Below are 14,933 nucleotides of genomic sequence, written 5' to 3' on the forward strand. Positions count from 1 at the left end.
CGTCAAGGTCCGTGGGGGCCTCCTCAAGGGACGCAGACTCCCTCGAGGAGGCCCCCACGGAACGTCAGAGCAGGACTTCGGCCAGGGCGCGGTAGCCCGGCAGCGGGTCCTCGCCGAGCACCTGGACCGTCACGTGGTCGGCGCCCGCGTCGAGGTGCGCGCGGATTCCGGCGGCGATCGTCCCGGCGTCGCCGTGCAGGGCGAGCGCGTCGACCAGCCGGTCGCTGCCCTCCCCGGCGAGATCCTCGTCGGTGAAGCCGAGCTTGCGCAGATTGGCGGTGTAGTTGGCGAGGCCGAGGTAGAACTTCACGGTCGCACGCCCGATTTCACGGCCCTTGACCGGATCGGTCTCCAGCACGACCTTGTGTTCCGGCGCCAGCAGCGGACCTTCGCCGAGGATTTCCCGCGCCTGCCGGGTGTGTTCCGGCGTCGTCAGGTACGGGTGCGCGCCCGCGGAACGATCTCCGGCCAGCTTGACCACCTTCGGGCCGAGTGCCGCCAATGCCCGCGCCTCGACCGGGACGCCGCCCTTGTCCAGCACGTCGAGATAGTCGACCAGCGCGGCGTAGGGCTTGGTGAACTCCTGCGTGTGCTCGCGGTGTCCCGCGCCGATGCCGAGCAGGAAGCGGTCCGGGTGCTTGGCGGCGATCCGCCGATAGGACGCCGAGACCGTTTCGGCGTCGTCCTTCCAGATGTTGACGATGCCGGTCGCCAGCACGATCCGTTCGGTCGCGTCGAGCAGCCGTTCGACCGCTTCCAGGTCTCCCGAGGGGGACGCGCCGACCCAGAGCGCGCCGTAACCCAGTTTCTCCAGTTCGACGGCGAGTTCGGGAGTGAACTCGTGCCGCCAGATGCCGATCCTGCCCAGTTCGATACCCATGCTCGTGGCCAACACCGGAGAAGCCGGTTTTCTGCCCGGGTCGGCTAACTTACTTTCTAGTAGCTTACTCGGGGTAGGTTGCGGTACGGTGCCGCCACAGGAACCGAGGAGGCATCGTGGCCAATCCCTTTTCGCTGCTCACCGGCCCGAAAAAGGTCGAAGGCAAGGTCGTCCTGATCACCGGGGCCGCCCGCGGCATCGGCGCCGGACTCGCGGAACGGCTCGCCGCGCGCGGGGCGAAGGTCGCGCTCGTCGGGCTCGAAGCCGCCGAACAGCAGAAGGTCGCCGACCGGATCGGGCCCCACGCGCACTCGTGGGAAGCCGACGTCACCGACTGGGCCGCGCTGGAGAAGGCCACCGCCGGGGTCGTCGAGCGCTTCGGCGGGATCGACATCGTCATCGCCAACGCCGGGATCGCGACCGCGGGCTTCGTACGCTCGGTGGACCCGGCCGCGTTCGAGAAGGTCATCGAAGTCGACCTGCTCGGCGTCTGGCGCACCTTCCGCGTCACACTGCCGCACGTCGTCGAGCGTCGTGGCTACCTGCTCGCGATCTCCTCGCTGGCCGCGATCACCCACGCGCCGGGCATGGCGAACTACGCCGCCGCGAAGGCCGGCGTCGAGGCGTTCTCGAACAGCCTCCGCGCCGAGGTCGCGCATCTCGGCGTCAAGGTCGGCGTCGCGCATCCGACGTGGATCCGCACCGACCTCGTCGAAAGCGCCGACGCGCATCCGGTGTTCGGCAAGCTCCGCGCGAGTATGCCCGGCCTGATCGGCAAGACGTATCCGCTGAACGTGGCGCTCGACGACCTCGAAGCGGGCATCCTCCGGCGCGCCAGGACGATCCACGTGCCGCGCTGGGTCGGCGGGCTCAAGCTGCTCCGCGCGTTCCTGCCGCCGATCATCGAGATCGGCTCGCGCAGCCGCGTCCCGGCCGCGGACAAGGCCGCACTGGAAGACGTCAAGGCGCGCGGGGCGTACGAAGCATCCGTCACCGGGCACGGCGGCCGGGCGGCGACGAAACGGTCTTGATCTCGACAGCAGGCCACCCGCGGGGCACAGTTGACCACCTGACAACAGTCCCCGTGAGCTGAAGGGGACTTTCCTCCGATGCGATGCGACGAAGGCGCCCTTCGCCGCATGTAATGCGACGAAAGTCCCCTTCAGCCAGCCTTGGAGGTGCACGTGTCGCGTCGCGATCAGATCAGGATGACCGAAGACGAGGTCCGCGACTACCTCGCCGGACAGAAGGTCATCAACGTCGCCAGCATCGGCCCCAACGGCCGCCCGCACCTGGCGCCGCTGTGGTACTACCCGCACGAAAACGGCGTCGCGACCTGGACCTATCGCACGTCGCAGAAGGCGAAGAACCTCTACCGCCTGCCACAGGCGACCGTGCTCGTCGAGGACGGCGACTCCTACGAGCGGCTGCGCGGGGTCTCGTTCGAGGCGGACGTCGAGATCGTCGAGGACACCGCCGAGGTCACCCAAATGGGTATCGCGTTGATGCAGCGCTACGCCGGCGCGAAGCCCGGCGACCCCGTTCCGGACGAGCTGGCGACGTTCATCGGCGGCCAGGCCCCGAAGCGGATCGGCCTGATCCTGCGACCGACCAAGACCGCGAGCTGGGACCACACGAAGCTCGGCGGCACGTACTGACTTTGGAGGTACTGACGAGTAGGGAGTACTTGGAAGTAACTGTTACTTGAGGTAACGTCATAGACGGAGCACCTGGCACGTAAAAGCGTCGCAGCGGAGGCCGTCAAGATGACCGAACGCTTCAAGGTCGTGATCGTTGGCACCGGGTTTTCCGGGCTCGGCCAGGCGATCCAGCTCGAAAAGGCCGGTATCCGGGACTACGTGATCCTGGAGAAGGCCGACGAGGTGGGTGGCACCTGGCGCGACAACTCGTACCCGGGCTGCGCCTGCGACGTGCAGTCGCACATGTACTCCTTCTCGTACGAGCAGAACCCGGACTGGTCGCGGTCGTTCTCGCCGCAGCCGGAGATCTTCGACTACCTCAAGGGCGTCGCGGACAAGTACCGGCTGCGCGAGAAGATCCGCTTCGGCATCGAGATCACCGGGGCACACTGGGACGACGGTGAGCGCCGCTGGACCGTGGAGACCAAGACCGGTCAGGAGTTCTCCGCGCAGTTCCTCGTCTCCGGCGTCGGCGGTCTGCACATCCCGCAGATCCCGAAGCTGCCGGGGATCGAGAAGTTCAAGGGCCAGAAGTGGCATTCCGCGCAGTGGAACCACGAGTACGACCTGAAGGGCAAGAAGGTCGCCGTCGTCGGCACCGGCGCCAGCGCCGTCCAGTTCGTGCCGCGGATCGCGCCGGACGTCGCGGAGCTGACGTTGTTCCAGCGGACGCCGCCGTGGATCATGCCCAAGCCCGACCACGCGATGCCCGGCTGGGCGAAGACGCTGTTCCGGCGCGTGCCGGGCACGCAGCGCGCGTACCGCAACGCGCTCTACTGGCTGCTCGAAGCGCGGGCGATCGGCTTCAACGGCCATCCCGCGATCATGAAGGCTGGCGAGCTGATCGCGCGGCGGCACATCGCCAAGGGCGTCAAGGATCGCGCGCTGCGCCGCAAGGTCACCCCGGACTACACCATGGGCTGCAAGCGAGTCCTGATCTCCAACGACTACTACCCGGCGCTCAACCGGTCCAATGTGGACGTCGTGACGAGCGGGGTGCGCGAGGTCAAGGCCAACAGCGTCGTCGACGGCGCCGGTGTCGAGCACGAGGTCGACGCGATCATCTACGGCACCGGCTTCCACGTCACCGACGCGCTGGAATACCTGGACATCACCGGTGTCGAGGGCAGGAGTCTCGCCAAGACCTGGGCCACCAACGGACTGGAGACCCACAAGGGCATCACGGTCTCCGGCTTCCCGAACCTGTTCTTCCTGCTCGGCCCGAACACCGCGCTGGGCCACAACTCCGTGGTGTTCATGATCGAATCGCAGTCCCGGTACGTCGTCGACGCGATCAAGCTCGCCGACTCGCGCGACGCCGCGGCGCTGAACGTCCGGCCCAGCGTGCAGGACCAGTTCCAGGCCGAGATCCAGGACAAGCTCGTCAAGGGCGTCTGGACCCAGGGTGGCTGCAAGAGCTGGTACCTGGACGCGAAGGGCGTCAACCGCACGATCTGGCCCGGGTTCACCTGGCGCTACTGGCTGGAGACCCGCAAGGTCGACCCGAGCGACTACGAGCTTTCCGGACGGGCTCGGTGACCACCGCGGCAGCGTCCAATGCCGCCTCCGCGGGAGGAAATACGTCGGCGGAGGACCACGAGCAGATCGTCCTGCACGCGCGCGACGTCAAGTTCGACTGGGCGTCGCTGCCGATGCACTGGATTCCCGGCGAGCCCCAGGCGACCCACACGATCAACGTGCTGCACATCGCGCTACCCGAGGGCGAGCGCTGGTTCGTCGAGGTGTTCAAGCAGGCCGTGCCGCTGATCCGCGACGAGCGGCTCAAGGAGGACGTCCTCGGCTTCATCGGCCAGGAGGCGATGCACGCCGAGGCACACGACGGCGCGGCGGCGCACCTCGAAGCCGCCGGATTGCACGTACGGCCGTACATCGCGCAGATGGAATGGCTGTTCCGCAAGCTGCTCGGCGATCGTGACCTGACCGGCAAGGCCGCCGAGGAATGGCTTGTCGAGCGGCTCGGCGTCATCGCCGCGATCGAGCACTACACCGCGTTCCTCGGCCAGTGGGTCCTGGACGCGAAGGCGCTGGACGAGGCAGGCGCGGACCCGACGATGCTGGACCTGCTGCGCTGGCACGGCGCCGAAGAGGTCGAACACCGGTCCGTCGCCTACGACCTGTTCCGCCATCTCGACCAGCGCTACACGCGCCGCGTACGCAGCATGGCCGTGGTGACCCCGGCACTGGCGTGGATTTTCGTGCGGGGCACCAGGTTCCTGATGCGCAACGACCCGACGTCGCCGGGCAAGGCGAGTTTCCGCGCCTACCGCAAGGCGGCCAAGAAGGGCCTGTTGCCCACCGGAAGGCAGTTGCTGCGGGAAATCCGGCCGTACTTCCGCCGGAGCTACCACCCGACCGAAACGGGCAACACCGAACAGGCCGTGGCCTATCTGGCGAGTTCGCCGGCCGCGCAGGCGGCCGACGCGCCGAAGTGAGCCTCCCGCAACGGCTCGACGGCCGGCCGGGCACCGACCGCGCACTGTCCCTTTTGGCCGGTGCGGCCGCGGTGTACCGGCGGCTCAGCGAGTTCAGCGGACGCCGTCGCGCCCCGGTCCGCGCCGTGGACCGGAACCTGACGCTGCGGGTCGACGCCGTGCACGCCGAGGCCGACGAAGTCGTGAGCCTGCGGCTGGTCCCGCCTGCGGGCGGACTGCTTCCCGCGTGGCGGCCGGGTGCGCACATCGACCTCGTGCTGCCTTCCGGCGCGATGCGGCAGTACTCGCTGTGCGGGGATCCCGACGACCGCACGGCCTATCGGATCGCGGTGCGCCGGATCGGCACCGCGTCGTCCGAGGCGCACACGCTGTGCGCGGGCGCGAAGGTGACCGTGCGCGGACCACGGAACGCCTTCCCGTTCGTGACCGCGCCGCACTATCTGTTCGTCGCGGGCGGGATCGGCATCACGCCGATCCTGCCGATGGTGCGCCGGGCCGACGCGCTCGGCGCCGACTGGCGGCTTGTCTACACAGGACGCTCCCGCGCGTCGATGCCCTTCCTCGACGAGCTGGCCGTCTACGACGAGGAGCGCGTCTGGATCCGGCCGGACACCGAGTACGGCATCCCCGCCTCGGGCGCGGAACTGCTTGAAGGGGTACGAGACGGGGCGTCGGTGTACTGCTGCGGGCCGGTGCCGATGATCACCGGCGTCCGGGTGGACCTGGCGATGACCGGCGCCTCGGCGGTGTACTTCGAGCGGTTCTCGACGCCGCCGATCGTGGGCGGGAAACCGTTCCGGGTCGAGCTCCGCCGGTCCGGCCTGCTGCTGGACGTGCCCGCGGATCGGTCCACACTGGACGTTGTACGGGACGTTATGCCCGATGTGCCCTATTCGTGCCGCCAAGGCTTCTGCGGAACCTGCGCGGTTCCGGCCGTCGGCGGCGGCTCGGTGCGGATCTGCGTCGATCGCGGCGACGCCGCGCTGGAGCTGTAGCCCAGCACGATTTTCCAGACTTTCAGGACTCTTCGGGCAGCCAGGCGCCGATGACCGGCTTGAACTCCCGCACCGTGCGCTCGGCCACCACCCCTTCGAGGTGATACGGGTCCTGGTTGATCAGCTCCGTGAGGGACGTCTCGTCTTCGGCCTGGTAGAGCGTGATGCCGCCGGTGCCGTCGCCGAGCGGGCCCGCGACCGCGACCCGGCCCTGTTCGGCGAGCCCCTGCAGGAACTCCCGGTGCCGCGGCCGTACCTCCGCCAGCTTCTCCTGCACGTAGCGGATCTCGACGAGGTACCAGGCCATGAGAATCTCCCGGGTCGGGCGGCAGTGACGCTGGTGACGTTACCGGGGCACGGGAGGGCAATCTCAGCATCCGATCGGTGGCGGGGCCCGGCCGACCCGATAGGCTGGTCGTGCGCCGGGAGCTGTGCGAACGCTGTGAAACCGCAGCGGCACGCCGAGCCAGCACGGCGTGCCAGAGAAGGTGCCGGAATCGCGGCACGGCCGGGGTCGAGACAGGCAGGGGTTCATGCTCGAAGGCAATGCGGAGCGCAGTGTCGAGGCGACCCTCGGCCATCTGCGTGTCCTGGACGGGCCGGCGCCACCGCCGCAGCCGGCCGCGCCGCTGACTCTCGAAGACCTCTACCGCCAGCATCGGATGCGGCTGGTCCGCCTCGCGATCCTGCTCGTGGACGAGCCGGCGACCGCCGAGGACGTCGTCCAGGAGGCCTTCACCGGGCTCCACCGCAACTGGGGCCGGTTGCGGGACGCGGCGGCCGCCGTCGGCTACCTGCGCACCGCGGTGGTCAACGGGTCACGAAGTGTGTTGCGGCGCAGGAAAACCGCACGCGAATACGTTCCGCCACACGCGGTGAACGCGCGCTCGGCCGAAAGCCTGGCGATGCTCTCGAGCGAGCACCAGGCCGTCGTCAGCGCGCTGTCGAAGCTGCCGCCCCGCCAGCGTGAGGTGCTGGTGCTGCGCTACTACGGTGGTCTAAGCGAAGCCGAGATCTCCGAAGCCGCCGGGATTTCCAAAGGTACGGTTAAATCGACCGCCAGCCGGGCGCTGGAAGCACTGCAAAAGGCGATGCAGGCCCCACACTGAGCCCGGTTGGACCACACCGATCACTGAGTTGCGGCACCATGCTTGGTCCAGACCAATATATGCTGGGGCGCGTGAGAGGCGCCGGAGATTTCGTGATCACGGGCGGCCGCGTTGCCGCCCCGGACCGTGTACTCGACGACGGCTGGCTGGCCGTCTCCGACGGGCGGATCGCCGGTGTGGGTTCCGGGACCCCGCCGGAGGGCCCCGCCGTCGACGTCGCCGGGGCGCTGGTCGTCCCCGGCTTCATTGACACGCACTGTCACGGTGGGGGCGGTGCGTCCTTCAGCACCCTCACCCCGGACGAGGTGCACACCGCCGTGCAGGCACACCGGCGGCACGGGACGACGACCATGCTCGCCAGCCTGGTCTCCGACCACGTCGACATCCTGCGTGAGCAGATCGCCGTGCTGCGTGAGCTGGTCGAGCAGGGCGACGTCGCCGGCATTCACCTGGAGGGGCCGTTCATCTCCAAGGCCCGCTGCGGTGCGCACGATCCGATGGCGCTGCTGGAGCCGGACACCGGGACCGTGGACAAGCTGCTGCGTGCCGGTCAGGGCGCGATCCGGATGGTGACGCTGGCACCCGAGCTGCACGGCGGCATCAAGGCCGTCCGCCAGCTCGCCGAGTCCGGGGTGATCGCCGCGATCGGGCACACCGACGGCGTCGAGGAGCAGCTGCTGCCCGCCATCGAGGCCGGGGCCACGGTCGCGACGCACCTGTTCAACGGCATGCGCCCGCTGCACCACCGCGAGCCAGGCCCGGTCGGGGTGCTGCTCGACGACGAGCGCATCACCATCGAGCTGATCTGCGACCTCGTGCACCTGCATCCGACCGTGGTGCACCTCGCGGCCTCCCACGCCGGGCGCGACCGGACCGTGCTGATCACCGACGCGATGTCGGCCACGGACGCCGCCGACGGCCGCTACACCCTCGGCAGGCTGGAGGTCGACGTCCACGACGGCGTCGCGACGCTGGCCGACAACGGTTCGCTGGCGGGCAGCACGCTCACCATGGACAACGCCTTCCGGAACCTGGTGCTCGGCGCGAAGCTGCACATCCTCGACGCCGTCCGCGCGACCTCCGAACGGCCGGCCGAGCTGCTCGGCATCGCGAACCGGACCGGCTCGCTGCGGACCGGGTTCGCCGCCGACGTCGTCGTGCTCGACGACGACCTGCGACCGCTGAAGGTGCTGCGCCGGGGCGAGTGGGTCGCGGAGGTCGGCCGGGCTACCTTGAGTACGTAAGGACCCGTGCCCGACCCTGGGAGACGCGCAGGATGACCGAGCCGAAGGACCCGGAGCGGCTGCTGGCCGACGCCCTGCGCGCCCAGGCGGTGTTCGCGCCGCAGGTCGACCACACGCCCGTCGCCGAGCAGAGCACCGAGCAAAGCGCCGTGACGGGGTCGGCCGCGTTCGTCGCGCCTTCCTCCACCGAAGGGGAGTTACCGCCGCGCTACGGGCTGTTGTCCGGCGCGGGCGCGGACTCCTTGGAGCGTGCGGCGCTGGAGCTGGGCGATCCACCCCAGCCCACCCCGCCCCCGCCGGCGAGCACTACCCAGTCGGGCCCCACTCAGCCGGTCCTCGCGCAGCCGATCCCCGCCCCCGTGCCCGAGGCCGAAACGGTCCGCGCCCCGCAGGCCACGACGGGCGCGCCGCTGCCGGTGCACTGGATCCTGCTGCTGGCGCTGCTGCTGGGACTGGCGGCCGGTTCGGTGATCGGCTTGCTGACGCTCGTTTGACGCGGCTCTTACCTGCGGTTCCTCCCTGTGAAAGCACTCAGGGTCACCCTGTACCGTTTTCGGTGTGATTCTCGCCCAGAGCACAGTGACGACCATGTCCCTCCTGCCGTCGTGGCTGGACCCGCAGCACCTCCTGCACGGGCTGGCGACGCCGGTGATCGCCGTGCTCTGCCTGATCATCTTCATCGAGAGCAGCATCTTCCCGGTGCTGCCCGGTGACTCGCTGCTGTTCACCGCGGGCCTGTTCATCGCGAACGGCACGCTCGACGCGTCGCTGTGGCTGGTGTGCGTCCTGGTGACGGTGGCGGCGCTGCTGGGCAACGTCGTCGGCTACTACATCGGGCACTTCGTGGGGCCGAAGCTGTTCAACCGGCCGGATTCCAAGATCTTCAAGCAGGAGTACGTGGACAAGACCCACGCGTTCCTGGAGAAACACGGCCCGAAGGCCGTGGTGCTGGCGCGGTTCGTCCCGTTCGTGCGGACGTTCATCACCTGGATCGCCGGGATCGGCAAGATGGACCCGAAGCGCTACTTCACCTACACGGTCATCGGCGGCATCCTGTGGGCCGCGGGCATCACCGTGCTGGGCTCGCTGCTGGGCAACATCCCCTTCATCGCGAACAACGTCGACGCGATCTTCATCGTGATCGTGCTCGTCTCCGTGGTCCCGATCGCCCTCGAGTACCTCAAGGCCCGCCGCGAGAAGAAGGGCGCCGCCGCGGCTGCCGCGGCGGACCCCGAGATCACCCAGCAGATCCCGCGTATCCGCGACTGACCCAGCCGGGCTCCCGGGTCCCGCCTGCGCGTCAGGCCAGGGAGAACATCGAGCCCGGGTTGAAGAGGTTGTCCGGGTCCAGGGCCTGTTTGATCTGCCGATGCACGCGCAGGCCCACCGGCCCGATCTCCCTGGCGAGCCACTCGCGCTTGATCTTGCCGATGCCGTGCTCGCCGGTGACCGTGCCGCCCAGCGACAGCCCCACGTCGAGGATCGCGTCGAACGCCTTGTGCGCGCGGGCGAACTCGTCCGGGTCGTCGGGCTGGTAGACGATCGTGGGATGCATGTTCCCGTCGCCGGCGTGCCCGACGACGGCGATCCGCAGCCCGACCTCCTCGCTGATCCGCTCGCAGCCGCTGATCAGCTCCGCGATCCGCGTTCGCGGGACGCAGACGTCATCGGTCAGCCACACGCCGTACGTCTCCAACGCGGTCAGCACCACGCGACGCGCCTGGAGCAGCATCTTGCCTTCTTCGAGGTCTTCGGTGGCGTACGCGAGGTCGGCACCGCAGTCGTTGCAGATCTGTTCCAGCACGGCCAGCTCGCGGCGCGCCACCTCGCCCCCGGCGTCGGACTGGGCGAGCAGCAGCGCCCGGCAGTCCGACCCGGCGCCGAGATCGGTGTTCAGGTACGTCTCGGACGCCTTGATCGACGAGGCGTCCATGATCTCCAGCAGTGACGGGACCAGTCCCTCACGCACCACCCGCGCGACGGCCTCGCCCGCGGCCTCGGTGGTGTTGAACCCGGCGACGAGTGTCGCGGGCGCCTGCGGGAGCGGCTTGAGCGCGACGGTCGCCTGCGTGATCACGCCGAGCGTGCCCTCGCTGCCGACGAACAGCCGCGCCAGGTCGTACCCCGCGACGCCCTTCACCGTGCGCCTGCCGGTCTTGAGCAGCGAGCCGTCCGCCAGCACGACCTCCAGCCCCAGCACGGAGTCGGTGGTCACGCCGTATTTCACGCAGCACAGCCCGCCCGCGTTGGTGGACAGGTTGCCGCCGATCGTGCACCAGTCGTAGCTCGACGGGTCGGGCGGGTAGAACAGCCCGTGCTGCTGGACCGCGTTACGCAGGTCCAGGTTCACCACGCCCGGCTGCACGACCGCGAGCCGGTTGCCCTCGTCGATCTCGACGATCTTGTCCAGCTTCGTCAGCACCAGCACGACACAGCCGTCGACGGCGTTCGCGGCGCCGGAAAGCCCGCTTCCGGCGCCGCGCGGCACGATCGGCACCTTCGCCTCGGCGCAGGCCCGGACGGTGGCCTGCACGCCCTCGACGTCCGAGGGGAGGACCACCGCGACGGGCTTGCCGGACGGCGCGAGCGGCATCATGTCCCGCGAGTAGCCGGCAAGCACGTCGACGTCGGTGAGGACCGCGTCCTTGCCGACCTGATCACGGAGCCGGGCGATGAGGGCGTCGTTGCTCATGCCCTCATCGTAAGCCCGATTCTGTCCGCACAGCGGAATTACTTTTCCGATTTAGCAGAATCAGCGCCTGAACACCCGTATAGACCAACACGGCCGTGGCAGCCAGCGCGGTGATGTTCAGCCCGTTCACGAACGTCTCCTTCGCAGCGCCCAGCAACGCGCCCGCCTGGTCGGCGGGGAGGTGCTGAGCCGTCGCGACCGCGCCACCGAGCGTCTCGCGCGCGGCTTCAGGTGTGCCCGCCGGCAGTCCGCCGCGATACACCGCCGTCGCGACGCTGCCGAGGATCGCCGTGCCGAGCGCACCACCGAGCTCGAAGCCCATCTCGGAGATCGCCGACGCCGCACCGGCGCGCTCCGCCGGGGCCGCGCTGATGATCATGTCGTTCGTCAGGGTGTCGGCCAAGGCGACACCACCGCCGACCACGACGAAGCCGATCACCACCGCCGCCAGACCGGACTCCACCCCGGCCGCGGCGAGCACGACGCAGCCGATCGCGGCGACGACCAGGCCACCGGAGACCAGCACCGGCACCCGGAACCGCTTGGCGAACCACACCGCGGCCATCGCGCCGAGGACGCTGGCCGCACTCGACGGCAGCACCCACAGCGCCGCCTCCAGCGGCGATTTGCCGAGCACGAGCTGCAGGTACTGCGGCACCAGGAACAGCAGCCCGGACAACGCGAACACGGCGAGCAGGTTCGTCACCACGGATCCGGTGAACCGCGGGTTCGCGAACAGCTCGAGATCGATCATCGGGGATTCGAGAGCACGCTGACGGCGTACGAACAGCACCCCGAACCCGATACCGACGACGATCGCCAGCACCGCGACGACCGAGAAGCCCTCGGTCGCGAGGATCTTGATGCCGTAGACCACCGGCAGCACCGTGGCCAGCGACAGGACAGCGGACAGCGGGTCGAACCTGCCCGGGTTCGGATCACGGGCTTCCGGAAGCAGGAACGGGCCCGCGATCAGCAGCAGCACCATCACCGGCACGTTGATCAGGAAGACCGAGCCCCACCAGAAGTGGCCGAGCAGCCAGCCACCGACGACCGGGCCGAGCGCCATCCCGCCGGAGAACGCGGAACTCCACACCGCGATCGCGATCCGGCGCTCCCGGTCATCGGTGAAGATGCCGCGCAGCAACGACAACGTCGAGGGCATCAGGGTCGCGCCACCGACGCCGAGCAGCGCGCGGGCCAGGATGAGCATCAGCGGGGACGTCGAGAAGGCGGCGAGCACCGAGGCGACACCGAACGCGACCGCACCCATGAGCAGCAGTTTCCGCCGCCCGATGCGGTCACCGAGGGTGCCCATGAACACGAGCAGCCCGGCCAGCACGAACGAGTAGATGTCGATGATCCACAACTGTTCGGCGCCGCTCGGCGCGAGGTCCTCGCTCAGGTACGGCAGCGCGAAGCCGAGGACCGTCATGTCCACGCTGATCAGCAGTGTCGGGAGGGCCAGCACCGCCAGTGCCCACCAACGCTTGCGCCCCACCATGGCGCACTCATCCTTTCTTGCACCGTCCAGACGGTGCAGTTTCGCAGGTGTCTCGACACTATACCGTCCAGACGGTACAGTCAAACCATGCCGAAGCCCTCCGCCCGTGAACGCATCCTCGACGCCTATGAACAAGTGGTGATCGACCAAGGTCCCGGAGTCGCCACGTTGGAGGGGGTCGCGGCGCGGGCGGGCGTTTCGAAGGGCGGCCTGCTGTATCACTTCGGCTCGAAGGACGCGCTGGTCGACGGGCTACTGGAGCGACTGGTCAGGCTCAACGACGAGGATCTGGAGCAGGCGCGGCGGTCGCCGGAGGGAGTGGTGCGCTACTACCTGCGCTCGACCATCACGGACGTGGCCGAGAACGTGCCGCTGAACCGGGCGATGACGGCCGCCATCCTGCTGCTGTCCACCGAACCGCGGGTGGCGGAGACCCTGCGGCGGTGCACGACAGCCGTACGCGAGGTCATGGTGGCCGAGGTGGACGACCCGGTGACGGCCGAACTCGTGGTGCTGGTCGGTGACGGCCTGTGGCTGCGTGCCGCGATGGAGGGCAAGGAGAGCCCGATCCTCGGCCAGGTCGACACCCTCATCAGCCGGATCGAAGCGCAGATCTGACCGGCTCCGGCCGCGACGACCGCGATGTCTCGAACGCTCCGTTCGAGACGGTGAACGTCCTCAACGCGTCGTTCGCGACACCGCCGAGACGACGCTTTCGCGACGTCAGCGCACCTGGCCGTAGACGTGGGTGACGCGCAGCGTCAGCAGGACCCGCTGGTCGGTGACCATGGCCTCGCGGTACTCGTCCCAGTCGGGGTGCTCGCCCGCGACCTTGCGGTACAGCGCGATCAGGCCCTCGACTGTCGCGTCGTCCTTGGCCGCGGCGGGCGGCGTGAGTTCGGCGGTGGCCTCCGCGACGGCGAAGCTCCAGCCGTCGTCGCTGCTCACGTGGTAGGTGGCACGGGGATCGCGGCGCAGGTTCTTCGTCTTGGCGCGGGTCTCGGTGATCGAGATCTGGATGGTCCTGGTCTCGGGGTCGTAGTGATGCGTGACCGTGGACAGCTGGGGACGGCCGTCACGCTTGATCGTGGCCAGCACCCCGCGCTTGGCAGAGCCGAGGAAGTCGTAAAGGGCGTCGCTCATAACGACATCAAGCCACTTCGGCGGCGTCGTTGTTCCCGGTGCCGTGGTTTTCGTCGTAGTAGGCGGCCATCTGGCGCCAGTAGAACATCAGCAGAGCCATCTCCGCGACGGTCGCGACAACGGTGAGCCCCAGCCGGCGTCGCCGCGCCGCCACCACGGCGAGCACGCCGAGCGCCATCCCCGCCGCGTTGCTCGCCATCGCGGCGTCACGCGGGCGTCGGACGACCCACAGTTCTTCGCCGAGCATCGCGCGCGTGGCGAACGCCTTGTCGTCACGCGGCTCCGGGAAGACGACGGGGTTCGCGGCCAGCCACGCGGCGACGAGCGCACCCTGCCGCCAGTCACGGTTCCAGATCGGGACGAGCACGAGCGGGGTGCTCAGCCAGCGAGTCCAGGCACTCCACGGGTTGGAATGCCTGCGGAACACCCAGCGCCGTACCTGAGCCACCTTCACCACGAGCCCCCCTTTCACCCGGACGGATCACGAGCGAGCCTACGCGCGAAACCCGCGTCCAGGTTTTCCACAAGGGATGAATAGGACGATCGGACACGAATAATCTGCTTGCATGTGGCAACTAAAGTGGCTTGTGACACACCGCAGTCGATACCGCTTGCGGTTTCGTCCGTCTAGGAACACTCTTGCTCTAGGCAACTAGTTGCAGTGGCCAAACAACGGCCGGGACCGCGGGGAAGACACCATGCCATCGAACAACGGCACCACCAGGCCCAAGTCCGAGCTGGACGTCGCCGATCAGCTCGGCCATGAGCTCGTGCGCCTCGTCCGCCTGATCAACAAGGCGAAGAGTCAGGTGTCCAAGCAGGGACCGGACGGGATCGAGCGGGCCGCCTACGCGATCCTCTTCGCGCTCATCCACGAAGGCCCCCAGCGGACCAGCAAGCTCGCCGAGATGATGCACGCCGAGATCTCGACGGTCAGCAGGCAGAGCAGTTCGCTGGTCCAGCACGGTCTCGTCGAGCGGCAGGCGGACCCGGAGGACGGCAGGGCCTGCCTGCTCGCGCCGACCGCGGAGGGACTGCGCGTGTTCGAAGAGAACCGCAAGCAGCGTAACCAGTGGCTTGCCGAGGTACTCGCGGATTGGCCCGAAGAGGACCGCCAGAGCCTCAACAAACTGTTCAACCGGCTCAACTCGGGGATCGAAAAGAGCCTTCCACACATCGCCGACTCCGAACCGGCGACACAGGGCTAGGGGGC

The 14,933-nt window shown here is 68.7% G+C and carries 17 protein-coding genes; 11 read left to right on the top strand and 6 right to left on the bottom strand.

Going from position 1 to position 14,933, the window contains the following annotated elements; genetic code table 11:
• Positions 1-64: 64 nt before the first annotated feature.
• Entirely contained in the window at positions 65-880 is an 816-nt protein-coding gene (locus tag ACFWX1_RS05995) for an LLM class F420-dependent oxidoreductase (protein WP_378384311.1), read from the bottom strand.
• A 116-nt stretch (positions 881-996) separates the two neighbouring features.
• On the opposite strand from ACFWX1_RS05995, the gene ACFWX1_RS06000 reads away from it, so the two are divergent.
• The 5 genes from ACFWX1_RS06000 (at position 997) to ACFWX1_RS06020 (ending at position 6,028) form a co-directional block, all read left to right on the top strand.
• Entirely contained in the window at positions 997-1,911 is a 915-nt protein-coding gene (locus ACFWX1_RS06000) for an SDR family oxidoreductase (RefSeq protein WP_378384313.1), read from the top strand.
• A gap of 153 nt (positions 1,912-2,064) precedes the next feature.
• Positions 2,065-2,538, top strand: a complete 474-nt coding sequence (locus ACFWX1_RS06005; protein WP_378384315.1) for a pyridoxamine 5'-phosphate oxidase family protein — start codon at positions 2,065-2,067, stop codon at positions 2,536-2,538.
• 108 nt (positions 2,539-2,646) lie between these two features.
• A complete protein-coding gene (locus ACFWX1_RS06010; protein WP_378384317.1) occupies positions 2,647-4,119 on the top strand; it encodes a flavin-containing monooxygenase in 1,473 nt (490 codons plus the stop codon).
• Positions 4,116-5,033, top strand: a complete 918-nt coding sequence (locus ACFWX1_RS06015) for a metal-dependent hydrolase (RefSeq protein ID WP_378384319.1) — start codon at positions 4,116-4,118, stop codon at positions 5,031-5,033. Before ACFWX1_RS06010 ends, ACFWX1_RS06015 begins: the two co-directional genes overlap by 4 nt.
• The gene (locus ACFWX1_RS06020; RefSeq protein ID WP_378384321.1) at positions 5,030-6,028 is read left to right on the top strand and encodes a PDR/VanB family oxidoreductase; all 999 of its coding nucleotides are present in this window, start codon (positions 5,030-5,032) and stop codon (positions 6,026-6,028) included. The genes ACFWX1_RS06015 and ACFWX1_RS06020 overlap by 4 nt, the downstream gene beginning before the upstream one ends.
• A 22-nt stretch (positions 6,029-6,050) precedes the next feature.
• On the opposite strand, the gene ACFWX1_RS06025 is transcribed toward ACFWX1_RS06020, so the two are convergent.
• Positions 6,051-6,335, bottom strand: a complete 285-nt coding sequence (locus ACFWX1_RS06025; RefSeq protein ID WP_378384323.1) for a YciI family protein — start codon at positions 6,333-6,335, stop codon at positions 6,051-6,053.
• Between the two features lie 226 nt (positions 6,336-6,561).
• Between ACFWX1_RS06025 and ACFWX1_RS06030 the strand changes: the two genes are divergently transcribed.
• The 4 genes from ACFWX1_RS06030 (at position 6,562) to ACFWX1_RS06045 (ending at position 9,650) form a co-directional block, all read left to right on the top strand.
• The gene (locus ACFWX1_RS06030) at positions 6,562-7,137 is read left to right on the top strand and encodes a SigE family RNA polymerase sigma factor (protein ID WP_378326238.1); all 576 of its coding nucleotides are present in this window, start codon (positions 6,562-6,564) and stop codon (positions 7,135-7,137) included.
• Positions 7,138-7,229: 92 nt separating this feature from the next.
• Entirely contained in the window at positions 7,230-8,381 is a 1,152-nt protein-coding gene (nagA, locus tag ACFWX1_RS06035) for an N-acetylglucosamine-6-phosphate deacetylase (protein ID WP_378384477.1), read from the top strand.
• Positions 8,382-8,413: 32 nt separating this feature from the next.
• Complete coding sequence (locus ACFWX1_RS06040; RefSeq protein ID WP_378384325.1) at positions 8,414-8,875, top strand: hypothetical protein; 462 nt, start codon at positions 8,414-8,416, stop codon at positions 8,873-8,875.
• 64 nt (positions 8,876-8,939) lie between these two features.
• The gene (locus ACFWX1_RS06045; RefSeq protein ID WP_378384327.1) at positions 8,940-9,650 is read left to right on the top strand and encodes a DedA family protein; all 711 of its coding nucleotides are present in this window, start codon (positions 8,940-8,942) and stop codon (positions 9,648-9,650) included.
• A gap of 31 nt (positions 9,651-9,681) precedes the next feature.
• Here the strand turns inward: ACFWX1_RS06045 and ACFWX1_RS06050 are convergent, their stop codons facing one another.
• Together ACFWX1_RS06050 and ACFWX1_RS06055 are read right to left on the bottom strand one after the other, a co-directional pair.
• On the bottom strand, positions 9,682-11,073 hold the full coding sequence (locus ACFWX1_RS06050) for an FAD-binding oxidoreductase (protein ID WP_378384329.1): 1,392 nt from the start codon (positions 11,071-11,073) through the stop codon (positions 9,682-9,684).
• A 4-nt stretch (positions 11,074-11,077) separates the two neighbouring features.
• Positions 11,078-12,577, bottom strand: a complete 1,500-nt coding sequence (locus tag ACFWX1_RS06055; protein ID WP_378384331.1) for an MFS transporter — start codon at positions 12,575-12,577, stop codon at positions 11,078-11,080.
• Between the two features lie 87 nt (positions 12,578-12,664).
• Here ACFWX1_RS06055 and ACFWX1_RS06060 point away from each other — a divergent pair, with 87 nt between their 5' ends.
• Entirely contained in the window at positions 12,665-13,195 is a 531-nt protein-coding gene (locus ACFWX1_RS06060) for a TetR/AcrR family transcriptional regulator (RefSeq protein ID WP_378384333.1), read from the top strand.
• Between the two features lie 105 nt (positions 13,196-13,300).
• Here ACFWX1_RS06060 and ACFWX1_RS06065 read toward each other — a convergent pair whose 3' ends face one another.
• Positions 13,301-13,720, bottom strand: a complete 420-nt coding sequence (locus ACFWX1_RS06065) for a PPOX class F420-dependent oxidoreductase (protein ID WP_378384335.1) — start codon at positions 13,718-13,720, stop codon at positions 13,301-13,303.
• 7 nt (positions 13,721-13,727) lie between these two features.
• Positions 13,728-14,177, bottom strand: a complete 450-nt coding sequence (locus tag ACFWX1_RS06070; protein ID WP_378384337.1) for a DUF6653 family protein — start codon at positions 14,175-14,177, stop codon at positions 13,728-13,730.
• Positions 14,178-14,418: 241 nt separating this feature from the next.
• On the opposite strand from ACFWX1_RS06070, the gene ACFWX1_RS06075 reads away from it, so the two are divergent.
• Positions 14,419-14,928, top strand: a complete 510-nt coding sequence (locus tag ACFWX1_RS06075) for a MarR family winged helix-turn-helix transcriptional regulator (protein WP_378384339.1) — start codon at positions 14,419-14,421, stop codon at positions 14,926-14,928.
• The last annotated feature ends 5 nt before the right edge of the window (positions 14,929-14,933 follow it).

The sequence above is a fragment of the Amycolatopsis sp. NPDC059021 genome (assembly GCF_042739895.1).
Taxonomy (GTDB): domain Bacteria; phylum Actinomycetota; class Actinomycetes; order Mycobacteriales; family Pseudonocardiaceae; genus Amycolatopsis.